The sequence below is a fragment of the Agromyces sp. CCNWLW213 genome, assembly GCF_037199545.1.
In the GTDB taxonomy this organism is placed as follows: Bacteria; Actinomycetota; Actinomycetes; order Actinomycetales; family Microbacteriaceae; genus Agromyces.
In genome coordinates this window covers 709,448-734,650 of the sequence record NZ_JBBBDX010000001.1, presented here as the reverse complement: position 1 = coordinate 734,650, position 25,203 = coordinate 709,448, and the positions used below count along the sequence as shown (strand labels likewise).

Annotated in this window: 24 protein-coding genes, 1 tRNA gene and 1 other RNA gene; 9 read left to right on the top strand and 17 right to left on the bottom strand. The window is 73.8% G+C overall.

The window, feature by feature from the left end; all coding sequences use genetic code 11:
* Positions 1-12 precede the first annotated feature (12 nt).
* Together WBQ80_RS03445 and WBQ80_RS03440 are read right to left on the bottom strand one after the other, a co-directional pair.
* Entirely contained in the window at positions 13-336 is a 324-nt protein-coding gene (locus WBQ80_RS03445) for a transcriptional regulator (RefSeq protein ID WP_337282458.1), read from the bottom strand.
* Positions 329-817: a hypothetical protein gene (locus WBQ80_RS03440; protein ID WP_336572577.1), complete on the bottom strand. Its 489-nt coding sequence runs from the start codon at positions 815-817 to the stop codon at positions 329-331. Before WBQ80_RS03440 ends, WBQ80_RS03445 begins: the two co-directional genes overlap by 8 nt.
* A gap of 84 nt (positions 818-901) precedes the next feature.
* Between WBQ80_RS03440 and WBQ80_RS03435 the strand changes: the two genes are divergently transcribed.
* Entirely contained in the window at positions 902-1,639 is a 738-nt protein-coding gene (locus WBQ80_RS03435; RefSeq protein WP_336572578.1) for a tyrosine-protein phosphatase, read from the top strand.
* Between the two features lie 57 nt (positions 1,640-1,696).
* On the opposite strand, the gene WBQ80_RS03430 is transcribed toward WBQ80_RS03435, so the two are convergent.
* Positions 1,697-2,353, bottom strand: coding sequence for an SIMPL domain-containing protein (locus WBQ80_RS03430; protein ID WP_336572579.1), 657 nt, complete (start codon positions 2,351-2,353; stop codon positions 1,697-1,699).
* 167 nt (positions 2,354-2,520) lie between these two features.
* On the opposite strand from WBQ80_RS03430, the gene ssrA reads away from it, so the two are divergent.
* Positions 2,521-2,890: a transfer-messenger RNA gene (gene ssrA, locus WBQ80_RS03425) on the top strand.
* Between the two features lie 107 nt (positions 2,891-2,997).
* Here ssrA and WBQ80_RS03420 read toward each other — a convergent pair.
* The gene (locus tag WBQ80_RS03420; protein WP_336572580.1) at positions 2,998-3,411 is read right to left on the bottom strand and encodes a group III truncated hemoglobin; all 414 of its coding nucleotides are present in this window, start codon (positions 3,409-3,411) and stop codon (positions 2,998-3,000) included.
* Positions 3,412-3,536: 125 nt separating this feature from the next.
* Between WBQ80_RS03420 and WBQ80_RS03415 the strand changes: the two genes are divergently transcribed.
* Entirely contained in the window at positions 3,537-4,805 is a 1,269-nt protein-coding gene (locus WBQ80_RS03415) for a low temperature requirement protein A (protein ID WP_336572581.1), read from the top strand.
* On the opposite strand, the gene WBQ80_RS03410 is transcribed toward WBQ80_RS03415, so the two are convergent.
* From WBQ80_RS03410 to WBQ80_RS03400, 3 genes are all read right to left on the bottom strand, one after another.
* On the bottom strand, positions 4,789-5,028 hold the full coding sequence (locus tag WBQ80_RS03410; protein ID WP_336572582.1) for a hypothetical protein: 240 nt from the start codon (positions 5,026-5,028) through the stop codon (positions 4,789-4,791). The two genes, WBQ80_RS03415 and WBQ80_RS03410, sit on opposite strands and share 17 nt — an antisense overlap.
* A 95-nt stretch (positions 5,029-5,123) precedes the next feature.
* The gene (locus WBQ80_RS03405) at positions 5,124-6,047 is read right to left on the bottom strand and encodes an LLM class F420-dependent oxidoreductase (RefSeq protein ID WP_336572583.1); all 924 of its coding nucleotides are present in this window, start codon (positions 6,045-6,047) and stop codon (positions 5,124-5,126) included.
* A 51-nt stretch (positions 6,048-6,098) separates the two neighbouring features.
* The gene (locus WBQ80_RS03400) at positions 6,099-6,866 is read right to left on the bottom strand and encodes an inositol monophosphatase family protein (RefSeq protein WP_336572620.1); all 768 of its coding nucleotides are present in this window, start codon (positions 6,864-6,866) and stop codon (positions 6,099-6,101) included.
* Positions 6,867-7,132: 266 nt separating this feature from the next.
* On the opposite strand from WBQ80_RS03400, the gene WBQ80_RS03395 reads away from it, so the two are divergent.
* Positions 7,133-7,205, top strand: a tRNA-Lys gene (locus WBQ80_RS03395).
* A 235-nt stretch (positions 7,206-7,440) separates the two neighbouring features.
* On the opposite strand, the gene WBQ80_RS03390 is transcribed toward WBQ80_RS03395, so the two are convergent.
* The 9 genes from WBQ80_RS03390 to WBQ80_RS03350 form a co-directional block, all read right to left on the bottom strand.
* The gene (locus tag WBQ80_RS03390; RefSeq protein WP_336572584.1) at positions 7,441-8,004 is read right to left on the bottom strand and encodes a GNAT family N-acetyltransferase; all 564 of its coding nucleotides are present in this window, start codon (positions 8,002-8,004) and stop codon (positions 7,441-7,443) included.
* Positions 8,001-8,885: a metal-dependent hydrolase gene (locus WBQ80_RS03385; protein WP_336572585.1), complete on the bottom strand. Its 885-nt coding sequence runs from the start codon at positions 8,883-8,885 to the stop codon at positions 8,001-8,003. The genes WBQ80_RS03390 and WBQ80_RS03385 overlap by 4 nt, the downstream gene beginning before the upstream one ends.
* 49 nt (positions 8,886-8,934) lie before the next feature.
* Entirely contained in the window at positions 8,935-9,528 is a 594-nt protein-coding gene (locus WBQ80_RS03380) for an energy-coupling factor transporter transmembrane component T family protein (protein ID WP_336572586.1), read from the bottom strand.
* 7 nt (positions 9,529-9,535) lie between these two features.
* Entirely contained in the window at positions 9,536-10,216 is a 681-nt protein-coding gene (locus tag WBQ80_RS03375; protein WP_336572587.1) for an energy-coupling factor ABC transporter ATP-binding protein, read from the bottom strand.
* Positions 10,213-11,388 carry a thiolase family protein gene (locus WBQ80_RS03370; RefSeq protein WP_336572588.1) on the bottom strand — a complete coding sequence of 392 codons (1,176 nt, stop codon included), beginning with the start codon at positions 11,386-11,388 and terminating at the stop codon, positions 10,213-10,215. Before WBQ80_RS03370 ends, WBQ80_RS03375 begins: the two co-directional genes overlap by 4 nt.
* Positions 11,385-12,626: a class I adenylate-forming enzyme family protein gene (locus WBQ80_RS03365; RefSeq protein WP_337282457.1), complete on the bottom strand. Its 1,242-nt coding sequence runs from the start codon at positions 12,624-12,626 to the stop codon at positions 11,385-11,387. The genes WBQ80_RS03370 and WBQ80_RS03365 overlap by 4 nt, the downstream gene beginning before the upstream one ends.
* Positions 12,623-13,267 (bottom strand): biotin transporter BioY, encoded by a 645-nt coding sequence (locus WBQ80_RS03360; protein WP_336572591.1) that lies wholly within the window; start codon positions 13,265-13,267, stop codon positions 12,623-12,625. Before WBQ80_RS03360 ends, WBQ80_RS03365 begins: the two co-directional genes overlap by 4 nt.
* 164 nt (positions 13,268-13,431) lie before the next feature.
* Positions 13,432-13,911 carry a hypothetical protein gene (locus WBQ80_RS03355; protein ID WP_336572592.1) on the bottom strand — a complete coding sequence of 160 codons (480 nt, stop codon included), beginning with the start codon at positions 13,909-13,911 and terminating at the stop codon, positions 13,432-13,434.
* Positions 13,912-14,065: 154 nt separating this feature from the next.
* Positions 14,066-14,254 carry a hypothetical protein gene (locus WBQ80_RS03350; RefSeq protein ID WP_336572593.1) on the bottom strand — a complete coding sequence of 63 codons (189 nt, stop codon included), beginning with the start codon at positions 14,252-14,254 and terminating at the stop codon, positions 14,066-14,068.
* A gap of 119 nt (positions 14,255-14,373) precedes the next feature.
* On the opposite strand from WBQ80_RS03350, the gene WBQ80_RS03345 reads away from it, so the two are divergent.
* Genes WBQ80_RS03345 through WBQ80_RS03335 form a run of 3 tightly spaced genes read left to right on the top strand, consistent with a single transcriptional unit; the run spans position 14,374 to position 20,160 of the window.
* On the top strand, positions 14,374-14,997 hold the full coding sequence (locus WBQ80_RS03345; protein ID WP_336572594.1) for a TetR/AcrR family transcriptional regulator: 624 nt from the start codon (positions 14,374-14,376) through the stop codon (positions 14,995-14,997).
* A 10-nt stretch (positions 14,998-15,007) separates the two neighbouring features.
* Entirely contained in the window at positions 15,008-17,938 is a 2,931-nt protein-coding gene (locus WBQ80_RS03340) for an MMPL family transporter (RefSeq protein WP_336572595.1), read from the top strand.
* Positions 17,935-20,160, top strand: a complete 2,226-nt coding sequence (locus tag WBQ80_RS03335; protein ID WP_336572596.1) for a YhgE/Pip family protein — start codon at positions 17,935-17,937, stop codon at positions 20,158-20,160. Before WBQ80_RS03340 ends, WBQ80_RS03335 begins: the two co-directional genes overlap by 4 nt.
* Before the next feature lie 45 nt (positions 20,161-20,205).
* Here the strand turns inward: WBQ80_RS03335 and WBQ80_RS03330 are convergent, their stop codons facing one another.
* Positions 20,206-21,072, bottom strand: a complete 867-nt coding sequence (locus WBQ80_RS03330; RefSeq protein WP_336572597.1) for a sugar phosphate isomerase/epimerase family protein — start codon at positions 21,070-21,072, stop codon at positions 20,206-20,208.
* 146 nt (positions 21,073-21,218) lie between these two features.
* Between WBQ80_RS03330 and WBQ80_RS03325 the strand changes: the two genes are divergently transcribed.
* Together WBQ80_RS03325 and ilvD are read left to right on the top strand one after the other, a co-directional pair.
* Positions 21,219-23,390 (top strand): bifunctional alpha,alpha-trehalose-phosphate synthase (UDP-forming)/trehalose-phosphatase, encoded by a 2,172-nt coding sequence (locus tag WBQ80_RS03325; RefSeq protein ID WP_442892715.1) that lies wholly within the window; start codon positions 21,219-21,221, stop codon positions 23,388-23,390.
* Between the two features lie 111 nt (positions 23,391-23,501).
* On the top strand, positions 23,502-25,196 hold the full coding sequence (ilvD, locus tag WBQ80_RS03320) for a dihydroxy-acid dehydratase (RefSeq protein ID WP_336572599.1): 1,695 nt from the start codon (positions 23,502-23,504) through the stop codon (positions 25,194-25,196).
* Positions 25,197-25,203 lie beyond the last annotated feature (7 nt).

Here is a 25,203-nt window from a genome sequence, read left to right as displayed (position 1 = left end):
GCGCTGCGGGCCTCAGCCAGCGATGTCGCGGAGCGCGTCGAGGTGTGCGGCGAACGCCGCCCTGCCGCGGGCGGTCAACGACAGCCAGGTGCGCGGGTACTTTCCGACGAATCCCTTGCGCACGGCGACGTACCCGGCGGCCTCGAGCGCCGAGGCCTGCTTGCTGAGCGTGGAGTCGCTGATCTCGACGGTGTCGCGGACGAACGCGAACTCGGCTTCGTCGGCGGCGGCGAGCAGCGCGCAGATCGAGAAGGGGACCGGCCGTTGCAGCACCGGGTCGAGCCGGTGCCGGGGATGCGCGCCATCCGTCTCGGGTGCGCTCGACGCCTCAGCCACGGACGACCACCAGCTCGCGCAGCGACCCCCAGAGCGGAGGGACGGCGGTCGCGACCGCCGCGAGGGCGAAGTAGACGGGCGAAGCCGGGAACGCGAGCAGACCGAGCGTGAGCGAGACGCCGAACACCGCGCCCCAACCGCCCACGGCGAGGCCGAAGCGGCGTGAGAACCCCAGGCTCGATGCGCGGAGCCGACGCAGGTGGACGACCGAGAGCGCGCCGAGCACGGTTCCGAACGCCAGCGAGAGCGCGAGGATGGGCGTCTCGTCGGCGCGCTCGAACCAACCCAGCGCGAACAGGTACATCGCGCTGGCCGCCGCGAGGCCCGTGAGCCAGGCGGATGCCGCGGCGGATCCCTGGACGGCCACGATCCGGCCGGCCGACGCGGCCTCCCGCAGGCGTGCGGCTGCGGTCGCGGCATCCGTGTCGTGCCGGGCATGCGAGGGGAGGGAGACGTCGGGGCGGCGGTCGTCGGAGGTCATGGCGGCACCCTAGCAACTACTTGCAGTTGTGGAAAGTGGATTCTCCCAGCCGCCCGTCGGTCGCTGGCGGGTAGGCTCCGATCCGTGGAGATCTCGACGCGCATCCCCGTGCCGGGCACGTACAACTTCCGCGACGTCGGCGGGTTGCCCGCCCGCGGCGGCAGCGTGCGTCACGGGGTGCTGTACCGCTCCGACGGCCTGCACCGGCTGGGCGAGGACGGCCGAGCAGCGCTCCGGCAGCTCGACGTCGGCGTGGTGGTCGACCTGCGCGACGACAACGAGGCCCGCGTCATGCCCGACGACCTCGAGGGGCTCGAGGTCGAGGTGCGCCGCCTGCCGGTCTTCGAGGGCTCCGGTGCGTCCCAGGGCGAGCACGGCATCTCGCTCGAGGCGCTCTACCGGCGCATCGTGACGACGCACGCCCCGGTCGTGGTGGACGCCGTCCGCGAGATCGCGATGTCGGGCGACCGCGCCGTCCTGGTGCACTGCACGGCGGGCAAGGATCGCACCGGCATCGTCGTCGCCCTCGCGCTGCTCGGCGCCGGGGTCGACCGCGAGGCCGTCATCGCCGACTACGTCCTCACCGAGTCCCACCTCGAGGGGGAGTGGCTCGAGGAGATGGTCGCCCTCGTCGGCCGCTACGGCGTTCCGGACACCCCCGAACTGCGCACGCTCATGGGCGGCAGCCCGCGGGAGGCGATCGAGGTCGCGCTCGACGAGGTCGAACGACGCCACGGCACGGCGCGCGAGTACCTGCTCGCCTCGGGCCTGACGCAGGGCGAGCTCGAGGCCCTCGAGGCGCTGCTCATCGAGCGCGGCTGACGCGAGGCTCGCGCGGGAGGCGGCCGACGGCGGTGACCGACGGCGGCGGCCCCGGCGCTACTCGGCGCTGAAGCGCGCGTCGACGGATGCCTCGACCACGAGCTTCGCGGGCGCCATCTCCGGTTCCGGCGCCCCGCCGCCGTCCATCGCCCGCATCAGGACGGCCTTCTGCGCCCGCGGGATCGGCTGCGGCGCCGTCAGCATGCCGCTGTCGGCGAGCTCGATCGCGATGGGCCGGCCGAGCCCCAGCGCGTCGGCGTAGACCGCCGCCTTGCGCATCGCATCGGCGACCGCGGCGCGCTGGGCGGATTCGAGCACGCGGTCGCGCGTGCCATCCGTCAACCGCCAGTCGATGCCGCCGAGCGCGACGTGCGAGGAGCCGGTGACGCGGCCGAGCCACCCGCCGAGGGCGGAGAGATCGCTGAACACGACCTCGACATCGGCATCGGCCTGGTGCACGAGCGGGAGCCGGCGGCCCTCCGCGTTCCACGGGCGATGCGACCAGACGCGAAGCTGCCCGGCCGACCAGGACTCGAGCACGCCCGTCGCCTCGAGCTCGCGCACGTCCTCCAGCAGCCGTGCATGCGCATCGGTGACGTCGCGAAGCAACGGCTCGCGGTCGGCCCCGGACGAGCCGACGGTGAGCGACACCGCCCCGAGCTCGGGTTCGATGCGCACCTCGGCGCGGCCGCTGACGGCGATGACCGTGGACATGCGGGGTCCCTTCGTGACATCCGCTCGGGAATGGCGGAGCGGCCGCGCCTGTTCTAGACTGTAAGGCCGGGTGACAGGCGCTTCAACGCTCCTCCGCCCGGGCATGGCAACTCCACAGCGTGCGATTGACGGCCCGTCAGTCCGACCCCGGTCGGGCGGCGAGACATGGGGATGATCGGTTTCGACATCGCCTGCGAACCCACGAGAAGCGGGCCGAGGATGCAGGGTTATCTCGTAAACGATCTCTGCAAAACAATAACTGCCAATAAGAAGCAGTCTGACTTCGCCCTCGCTGCCTAAGCGAGCCCGATAGTCCGTCAGCCCGGGTGCGTTCCCGACCCGGTCGCTGGCGTCATCTAGGGAACTTGCTGTGCGTCGTCGCCTGAGCGACGTACGGGACTTCACTCAGGCTGGGCCTGTCGACTTGGGTGCCTGTGGCAAAGGTCGGGGCCGAGCAGAACGCTTGCACAGGCTGCGCCCGGAGAAGGCGTGGAATCACAGCGATGGACGGGGGTTCAATTCCCCCCATCTCCACCATCGGCCGTCATCGCACGACGTGGAGTCAGCCGCACGAAGGCCGCCCCTCGGGGCGGCCTTCGTCGTGTCCGCACGACGGATGCCGCGGCATCCGCCGCCCGGACCGGTCAGTCGTCGCGCCGGCCGACCGTCTCGAACGCGCTGCCGGAGCCGCCCGCGAGTCGGCGCTCCATCGAGGCGGCGATGCGGGCAGCCTGGAGCTTGGCCCGTTGCGCGACGGGGCCGGCGAAATGGCGGTCGACCGTCGCCGTCCAGAGCTGCAGCCAGCGGGTGAAGTCGGCGTCCGTGAGCGGGTGCCGTTCGTGCAGCGCGACGTGCACCTGCAGGGCGTTTCTCCGGTACGCGCCGCTGCGGAAGAGCACCGTCTCCCAGAAGTCGCACATGACGGGCAGGTGGGCCGCCAGGTCCATGTGCGCGACGTCGGTGAAGATGGGGCCGATGATCGGGTCGCGGAACGCGGTCTCGTAGAACGCGACGACGAGTCGCTCGACGTCGTCGCGGTTCGCGAGGTCTGCGGGCATGCGTCCACGGTATCCCGGGTCGGGTCGGGGCGGGTCGGGTCGCGGCGCCTGGCGGCGGGCGACCCGCGGGCGGGGGAGGTCACCGGGCGCTTCCGATCTCGTGCCGCACCGGCGAGACTTGGTCCATGCAGAGGCGAGCCGTTCTCCGCCGAGGGTTCCGCGTCTCCGACGAGGCGCATCGCGTCACCACGTTCGAGCTGTTCTTCGACCTCGTGTTCGTGTTCGCCTTCACCCAGGTGTCCGGGTACATGGCCGCGACGCACAGCGCCCTCGGCATCCTGCAGGCCCTCACGATCCTCGGCCTGCTGTGGTGGTCCTGGGTCTCCTACGGGTGGCTCGCGAACCAGACCCACGTCGACGAGGGCGCGGTGCAGTTCGGGCTGTCGGTGGCGATGATGGCGATGTTCGTCGTCGCGCTGGTCATCCCGGAGGCCTACGTCGACCTGGAGGGCGGGCTGTACGGTCCGCTCGTGCTCGTCGTCGCCTACATCGTGGTGCGGGTGGCGCACCTGACGCTGTACTACCTCGCCGCCGCGCAGGACCCCCCGCTGCGTCGGCAGGTCCTGCGCACGTCCTCGGCCATGGTGGTCGGCTCCGCCTTCCTGCTCACCGGGGCGCTCGTCGGCGGGTCGGCGCAGACGTGGCTGTGGCTCGCCGGACTCGGGCTCGACGTGCTGCTGACCTACCTGACGTCGGCCGGGGGGAATTGGCGCGTGCACTCGGCGGGGCACTGGGCGGAGCGGTTCGGCCTCGTCGTGATCCTCGCCCTCGGCGAGTCGATCGTGGCCATCGGGGTCGGGGCGGCACGGCTGCCGGTCAGCACGGCCATCGTCGTCGGCTCGGCACTGGCGGTGTCGCTGTCCATCACGCTGTGGTGGCTGTACTTCGACACGACGGCGCTCGCCGCCGAGCACGAACTCGCTCGCCTGCGCGGCGGCGAGCGGGCCCGGCTCGCGATCGACGGCTACACCTACCTCCACTTCCTCCTCATCGCGGGCATCGTCCTCGCCGCCCTGGGCGTCGAGGAGGTCATCGCCCACGTCGAGGACGCCGAGCCGCTGGGGATGTTCGGCGCCTGGGCGCTCTCCGGCGGCGTCGCCGGGTACGTGGCCGGGGTGGCCTTCTTCTGGCTGCGGGCCTCGGGTCGCGTCAAGTGGCTTCGGTTCGGCGCCGCCGTGCTCCTCGTCGCCTTCGTCCCTGTCGGCGCCGTCCTCCCGCCCCTCGTCGCGCTCGCGGTGGTGCTCGTCGCGTGCGTCGCCCTCATCGTCGTCGAGTCGACGCGATACGCGCAGCACCGACGCGAGATCCGCGCGGCCCACGGGCACGAGGTGGCCGGCGCCGGGGCGTCCGACGAGCCTTCATCGGGCCGGACGGAGCTCAGTCCTGGCGGTTGACATGGCGGAGCGCGGACAGCCGGCCCATCAGGCCGCGCAGGCCGGCGCGGCCCGCGAGGACGGACTCCGCCTCGTTCGGCTCGGGATCGGGTTCACCGGCCTCCGCACGCGCGGCGGCCTCCTCGGCGTCCCGCTGCTCGCGCCACACGAGGTACGCGAGGTACGGGTCGTCCTCAGGACCCAGCGGCCGCTGGTCCTCGATCCGATGACGTCTCCGCCCCACCACCTGGTTCTTCCCCCATCGAGGCCCCCCGGCCCTCACCACAAGGGTACGCTGCCGCGACCGCGTGCGTCACCGCGTGTGACGCGCGGTGGCGGTCAGCGCGCGTGCGGCAGCACTTCGGTGCCGACGAGCTCGAGGTGGTCGAGGTCGCGCACGTCGACGAGCTGCAGGTACACGCGGTCGGCGCCGAGGTCGCGGAGCCGAGCGAGCTTCTCGACGGCGCGCTCCGGGGTGCCCGCGATGTTGACGTCGGCGAAGGTGGCGGGGTCGGCGTGGATCGCGGCGAGCCGCCGGCGGTAGGTCGCGTCATCCGTCGCGATCACGGTCGGCAGGGCGACGCTGAGCCGCAGGGTCGCCGGGTCGCGACCCGCGTCCTCGCAGGCGGCGCGCACGCGCGCGAACGCGGCGGCGATCTCGTCCTCCGAGACGAACCCGCGGTTGTACTCGGTCGCGAAGCGCGCCGCGATCGCGGGCGTGCGCGACGGCCCGCCGCCGCCCACGATGACGGGCACCGGCGACTGGACGGGCTTGGGGAGCGCGGGGGCGGCGTCGAGCTCGTAGTGCCGTCCCGAGAACGAGAAGGCCTCGCCGACGGGCGTCGACCAGAGGCCGGTGACCACCTCGAGCTGCTCCTCGAGCAGGCCGAACCGGCGGTCGGGGAAGGGGATGCCGTACGCGCGGTGCTCCTCGGCGAACCATCCGGTGCCCAGGCCGAACTCGACGCGTCCGCCGGACATGGCGTCGACCTGCGCGACCTGGATCGCCAGCACGCTCGGGTGCCGGAACGTCGCCGACGAGACGAGGGTGCCGAGCCGGATGCGGTCGGTCTCGCGCGCGAGGCCCGCGAGCGTGGTCCATGCGTCGGTGGGGCCGGGGAGCGGCGAGCCGCCGCCCATGCGCAGGTAGTGGTCGCTGCGGAACCACCCGTCGAACCCGAGCCGTTCGGTGGCCTGCGCCTGCGCGAGCTGCTCGTCGTAGCTCATGCCCTGCTGGGGCTCGGTGAAGATGCAGAGTTCCATCGCGGCCTCCGGGGTCGGTCGAGGGGGTCGTGGCGGGGCGACGCGTGCGGGTCAGTCGACGGATGCCGCGCCGCGGGCGAGCACGTCGAGCACCGCATCGTGCAGCCGCCCGTTCGAGGCGAGCACGCTGCCGTCGCCGAGGGCCGTGCCGGCCGTCGAGGTCACGCGCCCGCCCGCCGCCTCGACGATCGGCACCGCCGCGGCGATGTCCCACGGCTTCAGGTCGAATTCCGCGACGACGTCGACCAGGCCTTCGGCGAGCAGGCAGTACGACCAGAGGTCGCCGTACGCGCGGTCGCGCCAGACGCGTTCGCCGAGCGCCAGCAGGTGCTCCAGCCGGCCGGCGTCGCGCCACTGCGCGATGCTCTGGAAGCTCAACGACGCGTCGGCGAGATCGGCGACCTGCGACACCCGGATGGCGCGCGGCTCGGAGCCGGGAGCGTCGGTGGTGAAGGCACCGAGCCCCTGCGCACCCCACCAGCGACGGCCGAGCGCCGGCATCGACGCGACGCCGACCACGGGCACGCCGTCGACCGCCAGGGCGATGAGCGCTCCCCAGACCGGCACGCCGCGGAGGAAGTTCGCGGTGCCGTCGATGGGGTCGACGATCCACTGCCGTGAGCCGGATCCGGCGGTGCCGTACTCCTCGCCGAGCACGCCGTCGGCGGGGCGCCGCTCGGCGACGAGGTCGCGCACGGCGCGTTCGACGGCGAGGTCGGCCTCGGTCACGAACGTCCGGTCGGGCTTCGTGTCCACCCGGAGGTCGACCGCGCGGAAGTGCTCCATCGCGGCGCGATCGGCGAGGTCGGCCAGTTCCAGGGCGAGCGCGAGGTCGTTGTCGAGCGCGGGCGCCTCGAGGTCGGGGTCGAGCGCGTGGGCCGCGGTCTCGTCGGGTTCCGGCGGTGTCGTGGCATCCGTCACCCCGCCAGCCTAATCGCGGCGCCCCGTCGCGAGGCGGATGGTGCGACCCCGCCCGATCGGTCGCGCGCACCCGGCGCGCCGCTCGCCGCCTCGATTTCGCATTGGGGCGACGCACCTGATACCGTTGATCCTCGGTTCGGGGTTGATGCAGATCCCGCCGGAACGCACCTCTAGCTCAATCGGCAGAGCAACTGACTCTTAATCAGTGGGTTCAGGGTTCAAGTCCCTGGGGGTGCACGGATCAGCCCCGGAAACTCTCGCCAGTTTCCGGGGCTTTTTCGCGCGCGGGATCGACCGCCCGTCATGCGTCGTCGTGCTCGCGGTGCCGTCCCGGAGCGCGGGTGCAGGAGGTCGTCCGTCGGAAGGACTCTGGTCGTTCTCTCGGCGCTCGGGTACGAGGAGGTCGCGCGGATCACCGACCACTGGACCGCAGCCGACGACCTCGTGGTCCTCCGCCGCGCGCTCGGGTGACTCAGCCGACCGGAGCGAGCGGCTTGTGGAACACCAGCAGGTCGCATTCGGTCGCGAGCAGCGGGGCGAGGTCGGGGTAGAGCTCGGCGAGGTGCGCGGTGCGCACGACGCGGTAGCCGATGCGCTCGTACCAGGTGCGCAGGAACGCCTTCGACGGGTGGGTCCACGACGTCGGCACGAGCAGTTCGAGCTGCATCGTCCGAGCCCCGCGCTCGGCCGTGAGCGACTCGGCGAACGCCACGAGTTCGCGGCCGATGCCGAGACCTCGCCGTTCGGGGTCTGCGGCGAGCATGCCGAACTCGGCGGTGCCGGCATCGAGTCGGCGGATGCGCACCGACCCCACCACCCGGCCGCCGAGGCGGGCGGTGGCGATCTGGCCGTCGGCGATGAGCTGCGCGATCTCGGCCGGTCGCGTGCGCTCGGCACCCGCGCGCCACAGGCCGGCCTCCGCCTCGTCGTAGACGCGGTTGACGAGGCCCGCCACGGCGGCCACGAGCTCGGCGTCCGTCGCCGACTCGGGCGGCTCGAGGGCGACGCGGAACCCACGAGCCGGCGATGCGTTCATGGCGTCCCTCCGTCGACGACCGCGGGATCCGGGCCCATGAGCGCCATGAGGTCGACCCCGGCGAGCACGAGACCCTCGTGCGCGAATCCCGCGAAGCAGTACAGGGCGAGCCCCGTGCCGAAGAGCGCCTCGCGGTACGACCCGGTGTCGCCGAGCACCGGGAGGGCGACGAACCCGTTCGGCAGCCAGATGCGGTTGATCACGGGCACGGGCCGCAGCTGCTCCGGCGGGCGCAGCACCCACGGCCACAGCACCCCCGGCAGGCCGCCGGTCGTGAGGAGGTCGCCCGCGAGGTGGGCGACGAACCCGACCGTGACCGCGAGCGGGAACCAGCCCACCTGGTCGGGTGCGAACACGACGATGAACGCGCCGAGCAGCGCGCCGAGCACCCACGCGACCGACCATGAGCGCGCGTAGCGTCGAGCCTTGAGCCCGAACGCCGTGAGCGCCGCGGTGCCGATCCCGGCCCCGATCGCCACGGTGCCGAACCGCTCGGTCGACACGGTGAGGAGCGTCAGCGCCCAGGCCGCGACCGCGACGACGGCGATGGCCATGGCCGAATGCGCGCCCTGCCGGTGGCCGCCTGCGAAGACCCCCACGGTGCCGGCTGCGAGCCGCCCGACGAGCGGGACCGACCGCGCGATGGTGGCGCTGTGGTGGTCGGCGTCGGGCAGGAGCGCCGCGCCGGCGCACACGGCCGTGCCCGCGAGCACGCCAACGGGGTCGAGCGGGTACGCCCCGGACGTGATGACGGGCATCGTGCTGGTGATCGCGATCCACGCGGCGGCGCCGCTCGTGGCATGGGTGACACCCATCATGTCGGTGCGGGTCTCCTCGGGAGTCGGCAGGGCGAGCACCAGTCTGGCGGAGACCGGCGACACCCGGCGAACCCGACGTGCGGCGGGGGCGGCGCAGCCGACGGCATCCGTCTCAGTCGTCGATGCCGCGCGCCATGAGCGCGTCGCCGAGGTGATCGGCGGTGCGCAGGGCCCGCACGATCACGGGCACCGCGAACGCGGTCGGCGACCCCTCGGCGCCGCGCGCCCTGCGGGCCTCCATCACCTCGCGCACGAGCTCGGCGAGCAGCGGCACGCAGCGGATGGCGAGCGCGAGCGCGAGCCCGACGCGGTCGGGGTCGATCCACCGACGGAACGGCCGCAGCAGCACCTGCATCGCGTCGAGGGTCGCCGAGACCGGCGTCGTGAGCGTGTAGACGGCGGCCAGCGCGACCGCGAGCACGAGCCGCACGCCCATGGTCGCGGCGGCCTCCCACCCGGCGAAGATCCACTGCACCGGCACCGCGAACGCGAGGATCCAGAGGATCGGAGCGACCTGCCGCCACGCGATGCGGGCCGGCACGCGCGCCAGGCCGAACAGCGCGACCACGACGACGGATGCGGCGCCCAGGGCCGCGAGCGAGGGCAGCACCGCCACGACCGTGACGAGGACCGCGAGCACGCCGAGCTTCGCGAGCGCGGGAGTGCGGTGCACGGGCGAGGTGCCGGGGTGGTACACGCCGATCATCGGAGGCTCACCCGATGAGGGCCCGGTAGGCGTCGAGCGCGGGCCGCGGCTCGTCGTCGGCCACGACCCGTCCGGCCTCCATGACGACGACCCGGTCGAACGACTCGAGCAGCTCGAGCTGGTGGCTGACGACCACGAGCTGCTGGTCCAGCGTCTCGAAGTGCTCGGCGATGCGGCGGGCGTTGCGAGCGTCGAGCAGCGTCGTCGGCTCGTCGGCGACGACGATCGACGGCTCGCCGACGAGCACGGCCGCGAGCGCGAGCAGCTGCTTCTGCCCGCCCGACAGCCGATGCGCGGGCCGGTCGGCCAGGTCGGCGAGCCCGAACCGGTCGAGGGTCGCGTCGACGCGGGCGGCGGCATCCGCGGCATCGAGCCGGTGCCGCCGCAGGGTGAACGCGACGTCCTCGCGGACGGTGGGCATGACGATCTGCGTGTCGGCGTCGGTGAACACGAAGCCGACGCGGCGGCGCACCTCGCGGCCGTGCCGCGCGACGTCGAGGCCGTCGACCTCGACACGTCCCTCGGTGGGCGTCACCAGGCCGTTGATCATGCGCGCGAGGGTCGACTTGCCCGAGCCGTTGGCCCCGACGATCCCGACGCGACGTTCGGTCAGCTCGAGCGTGACGTCGTCGACGACGCGCTCGTCGCCGAAGCGGTGGCCGACGTCCTCGAAGCGGATGCCGCTCATGCCGCCCGCTCCACGACCATCGCGATGCCCTGCCCGCCGCCGATGGAGCACGCGGCGAGTCCAGCCCGGCCGTCGGCATCGTCGGCGAGCATCCGGGCGGCGAGCCGGACGAGCAGGATCGCGCCCGACGCGCCCCACGGGTGGCCGAGCGCGATCGCCCCGCCGTCGCCCGAGATCATCTGCTCGTCGAGGCCCAGCTCGTCGCTCACGGCGAGCAGCTGTGCGGCGAACGCCTCGGTGATCTCGACGAAGCCGAGGTCGGCGACCGTCATCCCGGCCCGGTCGAGCGCGGCGCGGGCGGCGGGCGCGGCGCCGATGCCGGGCAGGGCGGGGTCGCCGGCGGCGACCGCGGCGGCGCGGATCCGGAGCGCCGGGAGGCCCAGCTCGCGCGCCGCGGCGTCGGTCGTGACCGCCATGGCGGCGGCGCCGTCCGAGAAGCCGCACGAGTTCCCGGCGGTGACCGTGCCGCCGGGGCGGGCGCCGTCGCGAGGGTTCGAGGCCCCCGCGGGCGCGAAGGCGGGCGCGAACCGCGCGAGCCGGGCCAGGTCCATCGAGGCGCGCGGCCGGTCGTCCCGGGTGACGCCGTCGACCGGGACGATCTCGGTATCGAAGGAGCCGGCCGCCTGCGCGGCGGCCGCGCGGGCATGGGATCGGGCCGCCCACTCGTCCTGCCGGACGCGCGTGATCCCGCGCGCGCGAGCGAGGTGCTCCGCGGCCGGGCCCATGTCGGGGTCGGGGAACCCGGCGGGCGCGAAGGGCGCGCGCGCATATCGCTCGCCCGTGCCGGGCCAGTGGCGGTGCGGAGCGGTCGAGGCGGATTCGGCGCCGCCCGCGATCACCAGGCCGGCGTCGCCGGCGCGCACGCGGGATGCCGCCTGCATGACGGCGTCGAGACCCGATCCGCACTGCCGGTCGACGGTGACGCCCGGGACCGACGCGCCCAGGCCGGCCCGCAGCGCGGCGACGCGCGCGACATCCCCGCCGGGGCCCATGCAGTTGCCGAGCACGACGTCGTCGACCGGCTGGCCGGCCGCAGCGACGGCGGCGGCGGTCGCCGCGATCACCGGTGCGGCGAGTGCGTCGACGGTGTGCGCGGCGAACGCGCGCCCGGCGGTGCCGATGGCGGTGCGCCGGGCGGCGACGATGACGGGAGTGCGGGCGGCGGCGTTCACGCGACGCCCCCGCGGGCGGCGGTCGACGGATGCGCCGCGCCGAGCGCCCCGGCGGAGAGCGCGTCGCGCAGCAGCCCTCGCGCGACCTTGCCCGAGGCGGTGCGCGGCAGCTCGTGGGCGAACCAGCGTCGCGGCAGTTCGACGGGCGAGAGCTCCCTCCGAGCCGCCGCGACCACGTGCTCGAGTGCGACGCCGGGGTCGAGCTCGAGCACCCCCACGATGCGCTGCCCGAGGAGCTCGTGGGGCTCGCCGATCACGGCGGCGGCTCGAACGCCCGGCAGTGCGCAGAGGCGCGCCTCGAGCGGCTCGGCGGGCACGGTGGCTCCCGCGGTCGTGATGGCGGCGTCGCCGCGGCCGAGGACGCGGATGCCGCCGTCCGCCGTCCGCTCGGCGAGGTCGCCGACCGTGGCGAAGCCCCGAGCGTCGCGCACGAGATCGCCACCGCCCGTCGCGTCGACCGCTCCGAGCGCGAGGTACGGCGATCGCGCCCAGATCTCGTCGCCGGCGGCGCCGGATCGCAGTTCGACCTCCACGCCGGGGAAGGCGGCGAGCGATCCGCCCGATCCGGCGAGCACGAACGACAGCTCGGCTGCGCCGTAGTACTCGGTGAGGCGGATGCCGCGACTCGCCGCCCGCTCCCGGAGCCGATCACCCGTCGCGGCGCCGGCGACGATCGCCGCGGGGGGCGCGTCGCGCTCCTCGACGAGGCGGGCCAGGCGCGTCGGCGTCGCGTGGACGACGGACGCGCCGTCGATGCGGTCGGTCGCGGTCGCGCCGAGCCACAGTGCGTGCAGCACCGCATAGAGGTGCATCGAGACGTGCAGCGGGCCGGTGACCGCCACGCGCTCGCCGGCCCCCAGGTGCGCGAGCTCGGCGAGGGGCTGCGCCGACGCGATCCAGGACGCGCTCGTGCGGGCGACGACGCGGGGCGCGCCGTCCGCGCCCGCGGTCGAGCCCGACGTCGTCAGGGCGAGCTCGGTGCCCCCGGGCAGACGGCGCCCGAGTCGGGCCGCGGCATCGCGGTCGGCGCCGACCGCGACCGCGCGACCGCGCGCGAGGCACGCGAGCACGGTCACGACCAGGTCGACGGGATCGGTGCCGGCGCGGCATCCGACCACCCCGTCGCCCTGCGGGAGGACCGCTGCGTCGACGGCGTGCGCGAGGTCGCCGTAGCGCACGGCGCGATCGCCGAACGCGAGGGCGACGCCGTCGACGCGGCCGCGCAGCCAGTCGCTCATGCCGCCGCGGTCACCACCCCGCGGCGCCACGGCCACGGCGTCGGGTCGATGAGGCCCGGCCAGGCCCGGTGCACGCCCTTCGCGACGAGCACGGTCACGACCACCTTGACGAGGTCGCCCGGGAGGAACACGACCGACCCGGCGATCGCGACGCCCAGGGGCGTGCCCGTGATCGCGGCGAAGACGGGGACGCCCACCAGGTAGATCGCGACGATCCCGCCGAGCGCGGTCGCCCCCAGCGCGGGCAGCACCCGGTACGTCGGCAGGAGCCGGGCGGTGAGCCAACCGATCACCCACGCGCCGAGGACCCACCCGATGAGGTAGCCGACCGACGGGCCGACGAAGACCGCGAGCCCGCCGCGACCGCCCGAGAGCAGCGGCAGGCCGGCCGCGACGAGCGCGAGCAGGAGCACCACGGCGAGCGCGCCCTTGCGTGCCCCGAGGATCGCGCCCGCGAGCATGACGCCGAGCGTCTGGAACGTGATGGGGACCGCCGTGCCGCCGAGGTACAGCGCGCCGGGGAGGCCGAGCGCCGCGATGAGCGCGGCGAACACCGCGATCTGCGCGAGGTCGCGCGACGGGATGCGGGCGCCGCTGCGCTCGGGCGCGGCGGCCGCGGGGGTCTGGGTGTCGGTCATCATGCTCCCGTGCGTCGGCGGCGTGGCGGGCGGTGGGGCCCGGTTCTCACGCTAGGAACGGCGGGGGAGCGGTCGCTCGACGCGGCCGTACAAGAAACGGCGCCCGATTTTGGAGCGCCGTCGTCGATCGCGACGGCCGGCCGGGCCCGGTGCACCCCGTGGGGCCGTCAGGCCGCCTTGGCGGCGTTCTCCGCGCCGACCGGGGCGGATGCCTCGACGAGGGCCTCGTCGGACCCGATCGCGCCCGCGGTCTCCGTCGACGGGGCGTCGTCGAGCGCCGGAGCGCCGGCGATCGGGTCGGCCCACATGACGAGCGGGGCCGGCGACCAGCTGAGGGCGAGGGATGCCTCGTCGGCGGGCACGACCACGGCGACCTGCTCGCGCTCCTCGAGGATCGCGCGGGTCACCTCGGCGGCGACCTGGTGGGTGAGCATCGCCTGGAAGATGTGGTCGGAGTCGCCGGCGGAGCGGCGGACGAGGGCCCAGTCGCCCTCGGGGCCGATGAAGCGGGCGAGGCGCGCGTTGACGAGCTCGAAGATGTGCTCCCCGCGCAGGTCCGCGGCGGTCGCGGCGGGCGACGGGGCGGCGGGTGCGGTGTGGGCGGCGGCTTGTGCGGCGAGCCGCGCGCGGCGCCAGCGGCGGAACATCGGCGTCCTCTCGTCAGGTTCGGGTCGGCGGATCTCGGCGGCGGACTCGGTCGCTTCCAGTGTCCGTCGGCCCGGCGGCATCGTCGCCGGGACACGCCGCCGCACGCCGGAGCCGTTCCCGGCGGACGGCTCGGCGAGGGTGCGGTGCGGCGGGTTACTCCGCCAGCTCGCGGCGCTTCTGCTCGTCGGCGACGGTGCCGATCGCGATGGCGAGCGACGCGGCCCACGAGATCCACATGAGCAGCAGCCTCCAGTCGCGCGGTCCTGCCGTCGTCGCCTTGATGACGCCGACGGCGCCGAAGAGCGAGGTGAGGACGGCTCCGCTGAAGAGGTACTTGCGCATGCCGCAAAACTACCGTTCCGGGATGCGCCGGGCGACCGCTTGACACGGTCTCTGGGAGATCGCACGGAGTCTGACCGATCGTGCAGGATCTGACCGATCGGTCAAGTAGCCTCGTCTGCATGCCCACCGATGCCAAGGCGCCCTCGCGCGCCCGTGCCGCCGACGAGCTGAAGATCGCCGCCCTCGAGCAGTTCGCGAGCGTCGGATTCGCCGGCACGTCGCTGCAGCACATCGCCGATCACGCCGGGTACTCCAAGTCGAGCGTGCTGTACCACTACGCCTCGAAGGAGGCGCTGCTGGAGGCCGCGATCGAACCGGCCGTCACCCAGTTCGAGGAGGTCCTCGAGGACTACCTCGCAGCGCGCGACTCCGAGCGCCGACGGCGTCTGGTGGACCGCGTCATCGACCTCCTGCTCGTGCACCGCGAGGCCGTGCACGTGTTCCTCATCCAGGGCCCCAGCCTCGCCGAGCTGCCGATCATCGCTCGCGCCGACGCCGCGGTGCGCCGGCTCGCGGCCGCGATCTGCGACGAGCGCGAGAGCGTCGAGGACCAGGTGCGGTTCGGCATCGCCCTCGGCGGCGCGGCCTTCCTGCTCACCGCCGGCCGCACATTCGCCGACGACCGCGTCCAGCCGTCCGACGACGAGCTCCGCACGGCCCTCCACGCGGTGCTGCCGGAGCTGCTCGCACCCGAGGCATCCGACCACCCCGCCGCCGCCATCCGCCCGACCACCACCGACTGAAGGACCGCACGTGGCTCTCCTCCTCCACCGCATCGGGCGCGCCGCCTTCCGGCGCGCCTGGCTCGTCGTCATCGCGTGGGCGGTCGCCCTCGTCGCCCTCGTGGGCGGCGGCGTCGCCCTGGGCGGCCAGCTCCAGGAGTCCTACGCCATCCCGGGCACCGAGTCGCAGGACGCGATCGACCAGCTCGCCGCCGTCTTCCCGCAGACGGCGGGCGCGTCGGCCAAGGCCGTGGTCGAGGCGCCCGAGGGCGAATCGGTCGAGGATGCCGCGTACCGGGACGCGATCGCCGACATGGAGCGCGACCTCGAGAGCGTCGACGGCGTCGTCAGCGTGCTCGGCCCGTTCGACCAGTACGCCGGCGAGCAGGTCTCCGACGACGCGCGCACCGCCTACATCCAGGTGCAGTTCGACGGCCAGGTCACGGAGGTCACGCAGGAGTCGATCGACGCCGTCGTCGCGACGGGCGATGCGGGACGGGACGCCGGCCTCCGGGTCGCCTTCGGGGGCGAGGTCTTCCAGGAGACCACGTTCGGCCTGACCATCACCGAGGTCTTCGGCGTCCTCTTCGCCGGCGTCGTGCTGCTCATCACCTTCGGCTCGCTGCTCGCTGCGGGGATGCCACTGCTCACGGCCATCGTCGGGGTCGGGGCGACGTTCGGCGGCATCGCCGTGGTGTCGGCGTTCGCGACGGTCTCGAGCACGGCGCCCATGCTCGCGGTGATGATCGGCCTCGCGGTCGGGATCGACTACGCGCTGTTCATCCTGTCGCGCCATCGCACCCAGCTCGCGCGGGGCATGGACCCCGAGGAGAGCGCCGCCGAGGCCGTCGCGACGGCGGGCGGCGCGGTCGTGTTCGCCGGCCTCACCGTGATCATCGCGCTGCTGGGCCTGCTCGTCGTGGGCATCCCGTTCCTCAGCGTCATGGGCATCGGGGCCGCCTTCGCGGTGCTCATCGCCGTGATCGGCGCCACCACGCTGCTCCCCGCGCTCCTCGGCCTCGCGAAGGGCCGTCTCGCGCCGAAGCCCGGCAGCCGGGCGCACCGCCGTGCCGTCGCCGCCGACGAGGGCGGAAGGCCGACCCTCGGCCGTCGGTGGGTCGACACCGTGCTCAAGGCGCCCATCGTGTTCCTGCTCCTCGTGGTCGGCCTCCTCGGCACCGCGGCGATCCCCGCCGCGAGCCTCGACCTCAACCTCCCCGGCGGCGAGGGCGAGGCCGGATCCAGCCAGCGCGAGGCGTTCGAGATGATCGAGGCCGGGTTCGGTCCGGGCGCGAACGGACCCCTCATCGTGACGGTCGACATCACGCAGACCACCGAGATCCTCGAGGACCTCGACGCGATCGGGGAGCGCCTCGAGGGCGTCGAGGGCGTCGACTACGTGGGCGACGGCCTGCCGAACGAGACGGTCGACACCGCGATCATCCAGGTCATCCCCGAGAGCGGCCCCACCGACCCGGAGACCAAGCAGGTCGTCCAGGACATCCGCGCCCTCGCCGACGACATCGAGGCCGACTTCGGCACGCCCATCGCCGTCACCGGGTACACGGCCGTGTCGATCGACATCTCGCAGCGGCTCACCGACGCGCTCATGCCCTTCGCCCTCATCGTCGTCGGGCTGTCGATCATCCTGCTGCTCATCGTGTTCCGGTCGCTGTTCGTGCCGGTCAAGGCCGCGCTCGGCTTCCTGCTCTCGGCCTTCGGTGCGATCGGGGCGACCGTCGCCGTGTTCCAGTGGGGCTGGTTCGCCGAGTTCATGCACGTCGAACCGGGGCCGATCCTGAGCTTCCTCCCGATCCTGCTCATGGCGGTGCTGTTCGGACTCGCCATGGACTACGAGGTGTTCCTCGTCTCCGGCATGCGCGAGGAGTTCGTGAAGACGCGCGAGCCGCGCTCGTCGATCGTGCACGGCTTCCAGCACGCCGCGCGCGTGGTCACGGCGGCGGCGCTCATCATGTTCTTCGTCTTCTTCGCGTTCGTCCCCGAGGGCACGGGCGTCATCAAGGGCATCGCCTTCGCGCTCGCCATCGGCGTCGCGTTCGACGCCTTCCTGGTCCGGATGACGCTGGTGCCGGCCGCGATGGCCCTCGCCGGTCGCCACGCGTGGTGGCTTCCGCGATGGCTCGCGCGGATCCTGCCCGACGTCGACATCGAGGGCGAGGGCCTGCGCGCCCACCTCGTCGAGTCCGAGTGGGCGGCCGCGCGCGGCGCCGACGTCCTCGCGGACGACCTGCTCGTCGGCGACCCGGCAGCGCCCATCGGCCCGCTGTCGCTCGAGGTTCCGCGCGGCGGCGCGCTGCTCGTGCGCGGCGGCCCCGCCGAACGACGCCTCGTCTCGGCGACGCTCGCCGGGCGCGTGATCCCCGCCGGCGGACGCCTCGCCGTGCTCGGGCTGCCCCTCCCGACCGACGCCAACGCGGTCATGCGCCGCGTCGCGGTGGTCGACACGTCGTCGGATGCGGCACCGACCGCGACCGCGGGCGACCTGGTCTCCGCCCGAGTCGACGCGACCCGCCCCTGGTACCGCCTCGGCTCGACGCGCGACGCCGTCGAGGACGCGCTCGGCGACGCCGCCGTCGCGCGCGCGGTCGCCGAGACGACCGGACGGCGGAACGAGGCGCCGTTCACCGGATCCATCCCGTGGCGCACCACCGCGATCGACCCCGACACCCCGCTCGACGAGCTCGACCGACTCGACCGGGTGCTCATCGCCGCGGCCGCGGCGCTCGCCGAGGGCCCGCGCGCGCTCGTGGTCGACCTCGACGCGGCATCCGCGTCGGACCCCGACACCTGGCTCGCGCTCGCCCATCTCGTGCCGGAGGGGATCGCGCTCCTCGCGACCGTGCCCGCCGACATCGACCCGACCCCCGCCCGCGAGGCGTTCGACGCCCGCGGCATCCGCGAACTCGACCTCGCGACCTGCGCCGAGGAGGCACTCCGATGACCCGAACCGACGTCGCCGCGCTCCGCGGCCCGAGCCCCGCGACGCGGCGCGGCCGCAGCGCCGCCCTGCTCGCCGCGGTGATCGCCGTGCCGCTCGCCGTGGCCGGGCTCGTCGCCGCCGCCGTGGGCGGCGCCGACGACCGCCTCGCCGCCATCCCGGCGATCGTCGTCAACAACGACGAGATGGTCACGATGACCCTGCCCGACGGAGCGGAGCAGCCGGTCCTCGCCGGCCGCCAGCTCGTCACCGAGCTCACGGGCGACGGCGCGACCGGCTTCGACTGGACCATCTCGAACGACGAGGAGGCGGCCGACGCGCTCGCCTCGGGCGACGCCTACGCCGTCCTCACGATCCCGGCCGACTTCTCCGAGTCGGTCACCTCGCTCTCGGGCGAGGCTCCGACGACGGCGGCGCTCGACATCCGGACCGACGACGCGCACGGCTACCTCGCGGGCACGGTCGCGACGACCGTCGGCGACGCGATCGCGAACGCCTTCGGGCAGGAGCTCACGACGCAGTACCTCGAGGGGCTCTACGGCAACCTCGTCCAGGTCGGCGGCGCGTTCGGCGACGCGGCGGACGGCGCGGGGCGGCTCGCCGACGGCGCCGACTCGCTCGCGGGCGGCCTGGACCAGCTGGCCGACGGGGTCGGCTCGGCGGCGTCGGGGTCGTCGGAGGCCGCGGCGGGCGCCTCCGCGTTCGCCTCCGGAGTCGACCGGTACACCTCCGGCGTGGAACAGCTCGCCGGCGGGGTGTCGGCCCTCGAGGGCCGCGCCGGAGCGCTCGACGGACTCACCACCGGGGTGTCGCAGTACGTGGCGGGCGTCGGCCGGGCCGGCGGGGGGATCGACGCGGGCATCGCGGAGTACGCCGGAGGCGTCGACGCCGCCGGCGACGGCATCGACGGCGGGATCGGCGAGTACGTCGGCGGCATCGACGCCGCCGGCGACGGCGTCACGGCCGGCACGGCCGGGTACGTCGACGGCATCGCCCGACTCGCCGACGCCGGCGACCTCCTCGCGGGCTCCATCGCCGACCCCGCCACGAAGGCGGCGGTCGCGGCGTACGTCGCGCAGGTCCGGGCCGCCGCGGACGGCGGCGACGCCCTCGTCGCGGAGACCGGCGGCGCGTTCGACCAGCTCGTCGCCGGCGGCGGCGTGCTCCGCTCGGAGACCGCGAACGGCTTCACGCAGCTCGCCGACGGCGGAGCGGCGCTCCGCCGCGGAGCCGCGGGCGCGTTCGACCAGCTCGCCGCCGGGGGGTCCCAGCTCGTGGCGGGCACCGGCTCCGGGGTCGACGGCCTCCAGTCCGGCATCTCGCAGCTCGCCGACGGCGCGGGTCAGGCGGCCGCCGGTTCCCCTGCGCTGCGCGACGGCGCGTCCGGCCTGGCGTCCGGCGTCGACGGCATCGCGAGCGGCCTCACGCAGCTCTCGTCGGGGGCGACCGCATCGGCCGACGGCGCCTCCGAGCTCGCCGACGGGACGGGCGAGCTCGCCGACGGGCTCGCCGAGGGCGCCGAGGGCTCGTCGGCCCTCACCGACCTCGATCCCGAGGAGACCGCGTCGGTGGTCGCGGAGCCGGTCACCGTCGCGGCCGAGCGCGACAACGCGATCGACTCGCTCGGCGAGGTCATCGCGATGCTCCTCGCCCCCATCGGCCTGTGGCTCGGCGCCATGGCGCTGTTCCTCGTGTTCCGCCCGTTCGGTCGCGACGCCCTGGCGACCACGGCTCCGACGGGACGACTCGTCGCGCGGACGCTCTTCCGCGGATCGCTCGTGGGACTCGCGCAGGCCGTGGCCGTCGTGCTGCTCATGCACACCGCACTCGGCGTGGACTGGGCGCTCCTGCCGCAGACCCTCGCCTTCTCGGCGCTGCTCGCCGTCGCGTTCACCGCGATCCACGCGTTCCTCAGCGCGTGGCTCGGGCGGGCCGGCACGATCCTCTCGCTGGTGCTCGTCGTGCTCCAGCTCGCGGCATCCGGCGGCCTCTACCCGCTCGAGATCGTGAGCGGGCCCTTCCAGGCGGTCAGCCCGTTCCTGCCGCTCACCTGGGCGGTGCAGGGCATGCAGCTCATCGTGAGCGGCGCGGGCGGCGGGGCCGTCCTCGGCGCCGCCGCCGTGGTCGCCCTGTTCGGCCTGCTCGGCGTGATCGGCACGGCGGTCACGGTGGCGCGTCGCCGCGGCATCCGCGCGGTGCGATCGGCCCTGCCCGCCGCAGCCTGACGCGTGCGGCACGACCCGGCGGCACGTGCCCGCCGGGTCGGCGTGTCAGGGCCGGTTGGGCAGGATCGCGTCGATCGCGCGCCGCAGCGGCGACACCGCCGGCTGCCGGGGCTCGGACGCCGAGACCGCCGTGTGCTCGCGCGCGAACGCGAGCGTCTCGCGAAGCAGGTCGAGCCGCTCCTCCTCGGACTTGGCCTTGCGCGTGTTGATCTCGGCGACGACCGAGCCGGTCCACCCTCGGTCGGCGAGCCAGCGCAGCGTCTCGGCGACGGGCTGCGTCCCACGGCCCGGCAGCAGGTGCTCGTCGAAGATCTGGCCCTCGCCGATCGCCCCGGTCCCGTCGCACAGGTGGACGTGGCGGAGCCGGTCGCCGAGGTCCTTCGCGTACTCGAGGCTGTCGACCCCGGAGAGGGACGCGTGCGAGAAGTCGAGCGTGACCGCGTCGCAGTCCATCTCGCGAGGGTCCCATCCCGGCGCGTAGGCCTTCATGTTCCGTCCGGCGGCGCGCCACGGGAACATGTTCTCGACCGCGATCTCGACGCCGTGCGCACCGGAGAACTCGCGCACGGCGGGCAGGAACTCGCGCGCGTACGTCGCCTGCCAGCGGAACGGCGGGTGCACGACGACCGCCTCGGCGCCGACGGCCGCCGCGAGCTCGGCGGTGCGGTCGAGCTTGACCCGCGGATCGCGACCCCACACGAAGTGCGTGAGCAGCAGCACGGGCGCGTGGATCGAGAGGATGGGCAGCTCCCACCGCTCGGACATCTCGTTGAGGCCCTCGGCGACCTGGGTGGTGAGCTCCTGGGTCACCATGATCTCGATGCCGTCGAACCCGGCCTCCTTCGCGTATCGGAAGGCGTGGTCGGGTTCGAGTGGGTACACACAGGTGGTGCTCATACCGATGCGGATCATGAGGATCGCAGTCTAGCCCGGGCGGCTGGACGGAGGGTGAGGACTTCGCCCCCTGTTAGCCTGAGGACCGAGCAGTCCGAGGAGGACCCGACGCCGTGAAGCCCCAGCCGCAGACCGACGACCTGTTCCCCGACGGCGCCTACGACATGGTCGTGGTGTCGAACCGCCTCCCCGTCGACTACGTCGGCGGCGAAGGCGCCGACACGCAGTGGAAGGGGTCGCCCGGAGGGCTGGTGACCGCCCTCGAGCCGGTCATGCGCTCGAACGAGGGGGCCTGGGTCGGCTGGACCGGCGTCGCAGACCGGGAGTTCGACCCGTTCGAGCACGACGGGATCTCGATCATCCCCGTCCCGCTCTCGGCCGACGAGGTCGAGGAGTACTACGAGGGCTTCTCGAACGACACGCTCTGGCCGCTCTACCACGACGTGATCGCGCCGCCGCGGTTCCACCGCGAGTGGTGGGACGCGTACGTCCGGGTCAACCGCCGGTTCGCCGAGGCGGCCGCGCGCGCCGCCGCCGAGGGCGCGGTCGTCTGGGTGCAGGACTACCAGCTGCAGCTCGTGCCGCGCATGCTCCGCGAGGCCCGGCCCGACCTCGTGATCGGCTTCTTCAACCACATCCCGTTCCCGGCCTACGGCATCTACTCGCAGCTGCCGTGGCGTCGCCAGGTGGTCGACGGCCTCCTCGGCGCCGACGTCATCGGCTTCCAGCGCGCGGCGGACGCGGGCAACTTCTCCCGAGCGGTCCGCCGCCTGTACGGCTACCGCACCCGGGGCACGGTCATCGAGGTGCCCGCCCACGACGGCGAGAACCGTCACGTGGTCGCGCGGCACTTCCCGATCTCCATCGACGCGGCCGCGTTCGAGCGCCTGGCCCGCAAGCCCGAGGTCCAGGAGCGGGCGCGCGAGATCCGGCGGAGCCTCGGGGACCCCGACGTCGTCATGCTCGGCGTCGACCGGCTCGACTACACCAAGGGCATCCGCCACCGGATCAAGGCGTTCGGCGAGCTGCTGCGGGACGGCCGGCTCACGGTCGAGCAGGCGACGCTCGTGCAGGTCGCCAGCCCGTCGCGCGAGCGGGTCGACACCTACCGGCAGCTGCGCGACGAGATCGAGCTGCTCGTCGGCCGGCTGAACGGCGACCACTCGACGCTCGGCCACGCGGCGATCTCGTACCTCCACCACGGCTACCCGCGCGAGGAGATGGCGGCGCTCTACCTCGCCGCCGACGTGATGCTCGTGACCGCACTGCGGGACGGGATGAACCTCGTCGCCAAGGAGTACGTCGCGTGCCGGTTCGACGACGACGGGGTGCTGCTCCTCAGCGAGTTCACCGGCGCATCCGACGAGCTGCGCCAGGCGATCCTGGTGAACCCCCACGACATCGAGGGCCTCAAGGATGCGATGGTCGAGGCGACGCAGATGCCCAAGCGCGAGCGCGCGCGGCGCATGCGCGCCCTGCGCAAGCGCGTGAAGGACAACGACGTCGCGAACTGGTCGGCGACCTTCCTCGAGACCCTCACCGGTGCGGGCAAGATCGAGCCGGGCGTGCCCGATGCGCTCCGCAGCGCGGTCGCCCGGATCGCCGGGGTCGAGCGACTGCTCGTCGCGCTCGACTTCGACGGGACCCTCGCGCCGCTCGTCGACCGGCCGGAGGACGCCCGCGCCACCGACCGCGCGCGGGCCGCGATCGAGCGGATGTCGGAGCATGAGGACACGCGCGTCGCGCTCGTCTCCGGTCGCGCCCTCGAGAGCCTCAAGGACGTCGCGTCCCCGCCGGTCGCCGCCCTCCTCAGCGGCTCGCACGGCGTCGAGCTGCAGCTCGACGGCGGCGGCGTCACCATCGACCTGCGCGAGAACGAGCTCACGCGGCTCGAGCAGCTCATCGAGATCGTCGAGCAGGCGGCATCCTCGGCCGACGGCGCCTGGGTCGAGCGCAAGCCGGCCGGCATCGCGCTGCACACGCGCAGGCTCGGGGCGACGGCGGGTGCGGCGCTGCAGCGCGAGGCGCGCGAGGAGGTCGAGCGGGCGCTCCCCGGACTGTCCACGCGCGCGGGCAAGAACGTGCTCGAGTTCGCGGTCCGCGCGAGCGACAAGGGCGAGGCCGTCACGCGACTCCGCCAGCACGCCGGCGCCGACGCGGTGCTCTACGTCGGCGACGACATCACCGACGAGGACGCGTTCGCGACGCTCGAGATCGACGACGTCGGGGTCAAGGTCGGCCAGGGCAAGTCGCTCGCCGCCTACCGGCTCCGCGGCCCCGACGACGTCGCGGAGCTGCTCGAGCTGCTCGCCGAGGCGCGCGACGCCGCTCGCTGATCCGGGGCCGGCGGCATCCGACGGCGCCCTCGACACCGCGGCGAACGGATGCCGCGTCGCGGGCCGTCGACGCGGTGAAACCGGTTCCGGGCGGCATCTAGACTCGACGACATGTCGGAGATCGATCCCAAGCCCCGCAGTCGCGTCGTCACGGATGGCATCGAGGCCACCACGAGCCGGGGCATGCTCCGCGCCGTCGGGATGGGCGACGCCGACTGGGACAAGCCGCAGGTCGGGATCGCGAGCTCCTGGAACGAGATCACGCCGTGCAACCTCTCGCTCGCGCGGCTCGCGCAGGCCGCGAAGGAGGGGGTGCACGCCGGCGGCGGGTACCCGCTGCAGTTCGGCACGGTCTCGGTGTCCGACGGCATCTCGATGGGCCACGAGGGCATGCACTTCTCCCTCGTCTCGCGCGAGGTCATCGCCGACTCGGTCGAGGTCGTCATGCAGGCCGAGCGCCTCGACGGGTCCGTGCTGCTCGCCGGCTGCGACAAGTCGATCCCGGGCATGCTGATGGCCGCGGCCCGACTCGACCTGTCGTCGGTGTTCCTGTACGCGGGCTCGATCGCACCGGGATGGGTGCGCCTCGAGGACGGCACCGAGAAGGACATCACGATCATCGACTCGTTCGAGGCCGTCGGCGCGGTCAAGGCGGGCAGGATGAGCGAGGCCGATGCCAAGCGCATCGAGTGCGCGTTCGCCCCGGGCGAGGGCGCCTGCGGCGGCATGTACACGGCGAACACCATGGCGTCGGTGGCCGAGGCGCTCGGCCTGTCGCTCCCGGGGTCGGCGTCGCCCGCCTCGGCCGACCGTCGCCGCGACTACTACGCGCACCGCTCGGGCGAGGCCGTCGTGAACCTGCTGAAGCAGGGCATCACCGCCCGGCAGATCCTCACGAAGAAGGCGTTCGAGAACGCCATCGCCGTCGGCATGGCGCTCGGCGGCTCGACGAACATCGTGCTGCACCTCCTCGCCATCGCGCGCGAGGCCGAGGTCGAGCTCTCGCTCGACGACTTCAACCGCATCGGCTCGAAGGTGCCGCACATCGGCGACCTCAAGCCGTTCGGCAAGTACGTCATGAACGACGTCGACCGGCGCGGCGGGCTGCCCGTGCTCATGAAGGCGCTCGTCGACGCGGGCCTCATGCACGGCGACGCACTCACGGTCACGGGCAGGACCCTCGCCGAGAACCTCGCCGAGATGGACATCCCGCCGCTCGACGGCGAGGTGCTCCGCACGCTCGACGACCCCATCCACGAGACCGGCGGGCTCACGATCCTCCACGGCTCGCTCGCGCCCGAGGGCGCGGTCGTCAAGACGGCCGGCTTCGACGCCGCGACGTTCGAGGGCCCCGCGCGCGTCTTCGAGCGCGAGCGCGCCGCGATGGACGCGCTGACGGCCGGCGAGATCACGCACGGCGACGTCGTCGTCATCCGCTACGAGGGCCCCAAGGGCGGCCCGGGCATGCGCGAGATGCTCGCGATCACCGCGGCCATCAAGGGCGCTGGGCTCGGAAAAGATGTACTACTCTTGACGGACGGTCGATTCTCAGGCGGCACAACCGGCCTGTGCATCGGCCACATAGCACCCGAGGCGGTCGACGCAGGTCCGATCGCCTTCGTGCGCGATGGTGATCTGATTCGGGTCGATATCGCGGCTCGTTCCATCGACCTACTGGTCGACGGGGCCGAGCTGGCAGCCCGCCGTGAAGGCTGGGCGCCGCTTCCCCCGCGCTACACCCGAGGCGTCCTCGCGAAGTACTCCAAGCTCGTGCGCTCCGCTGCCGAAGGCGCGACGACGGGCTGAGGCTCTC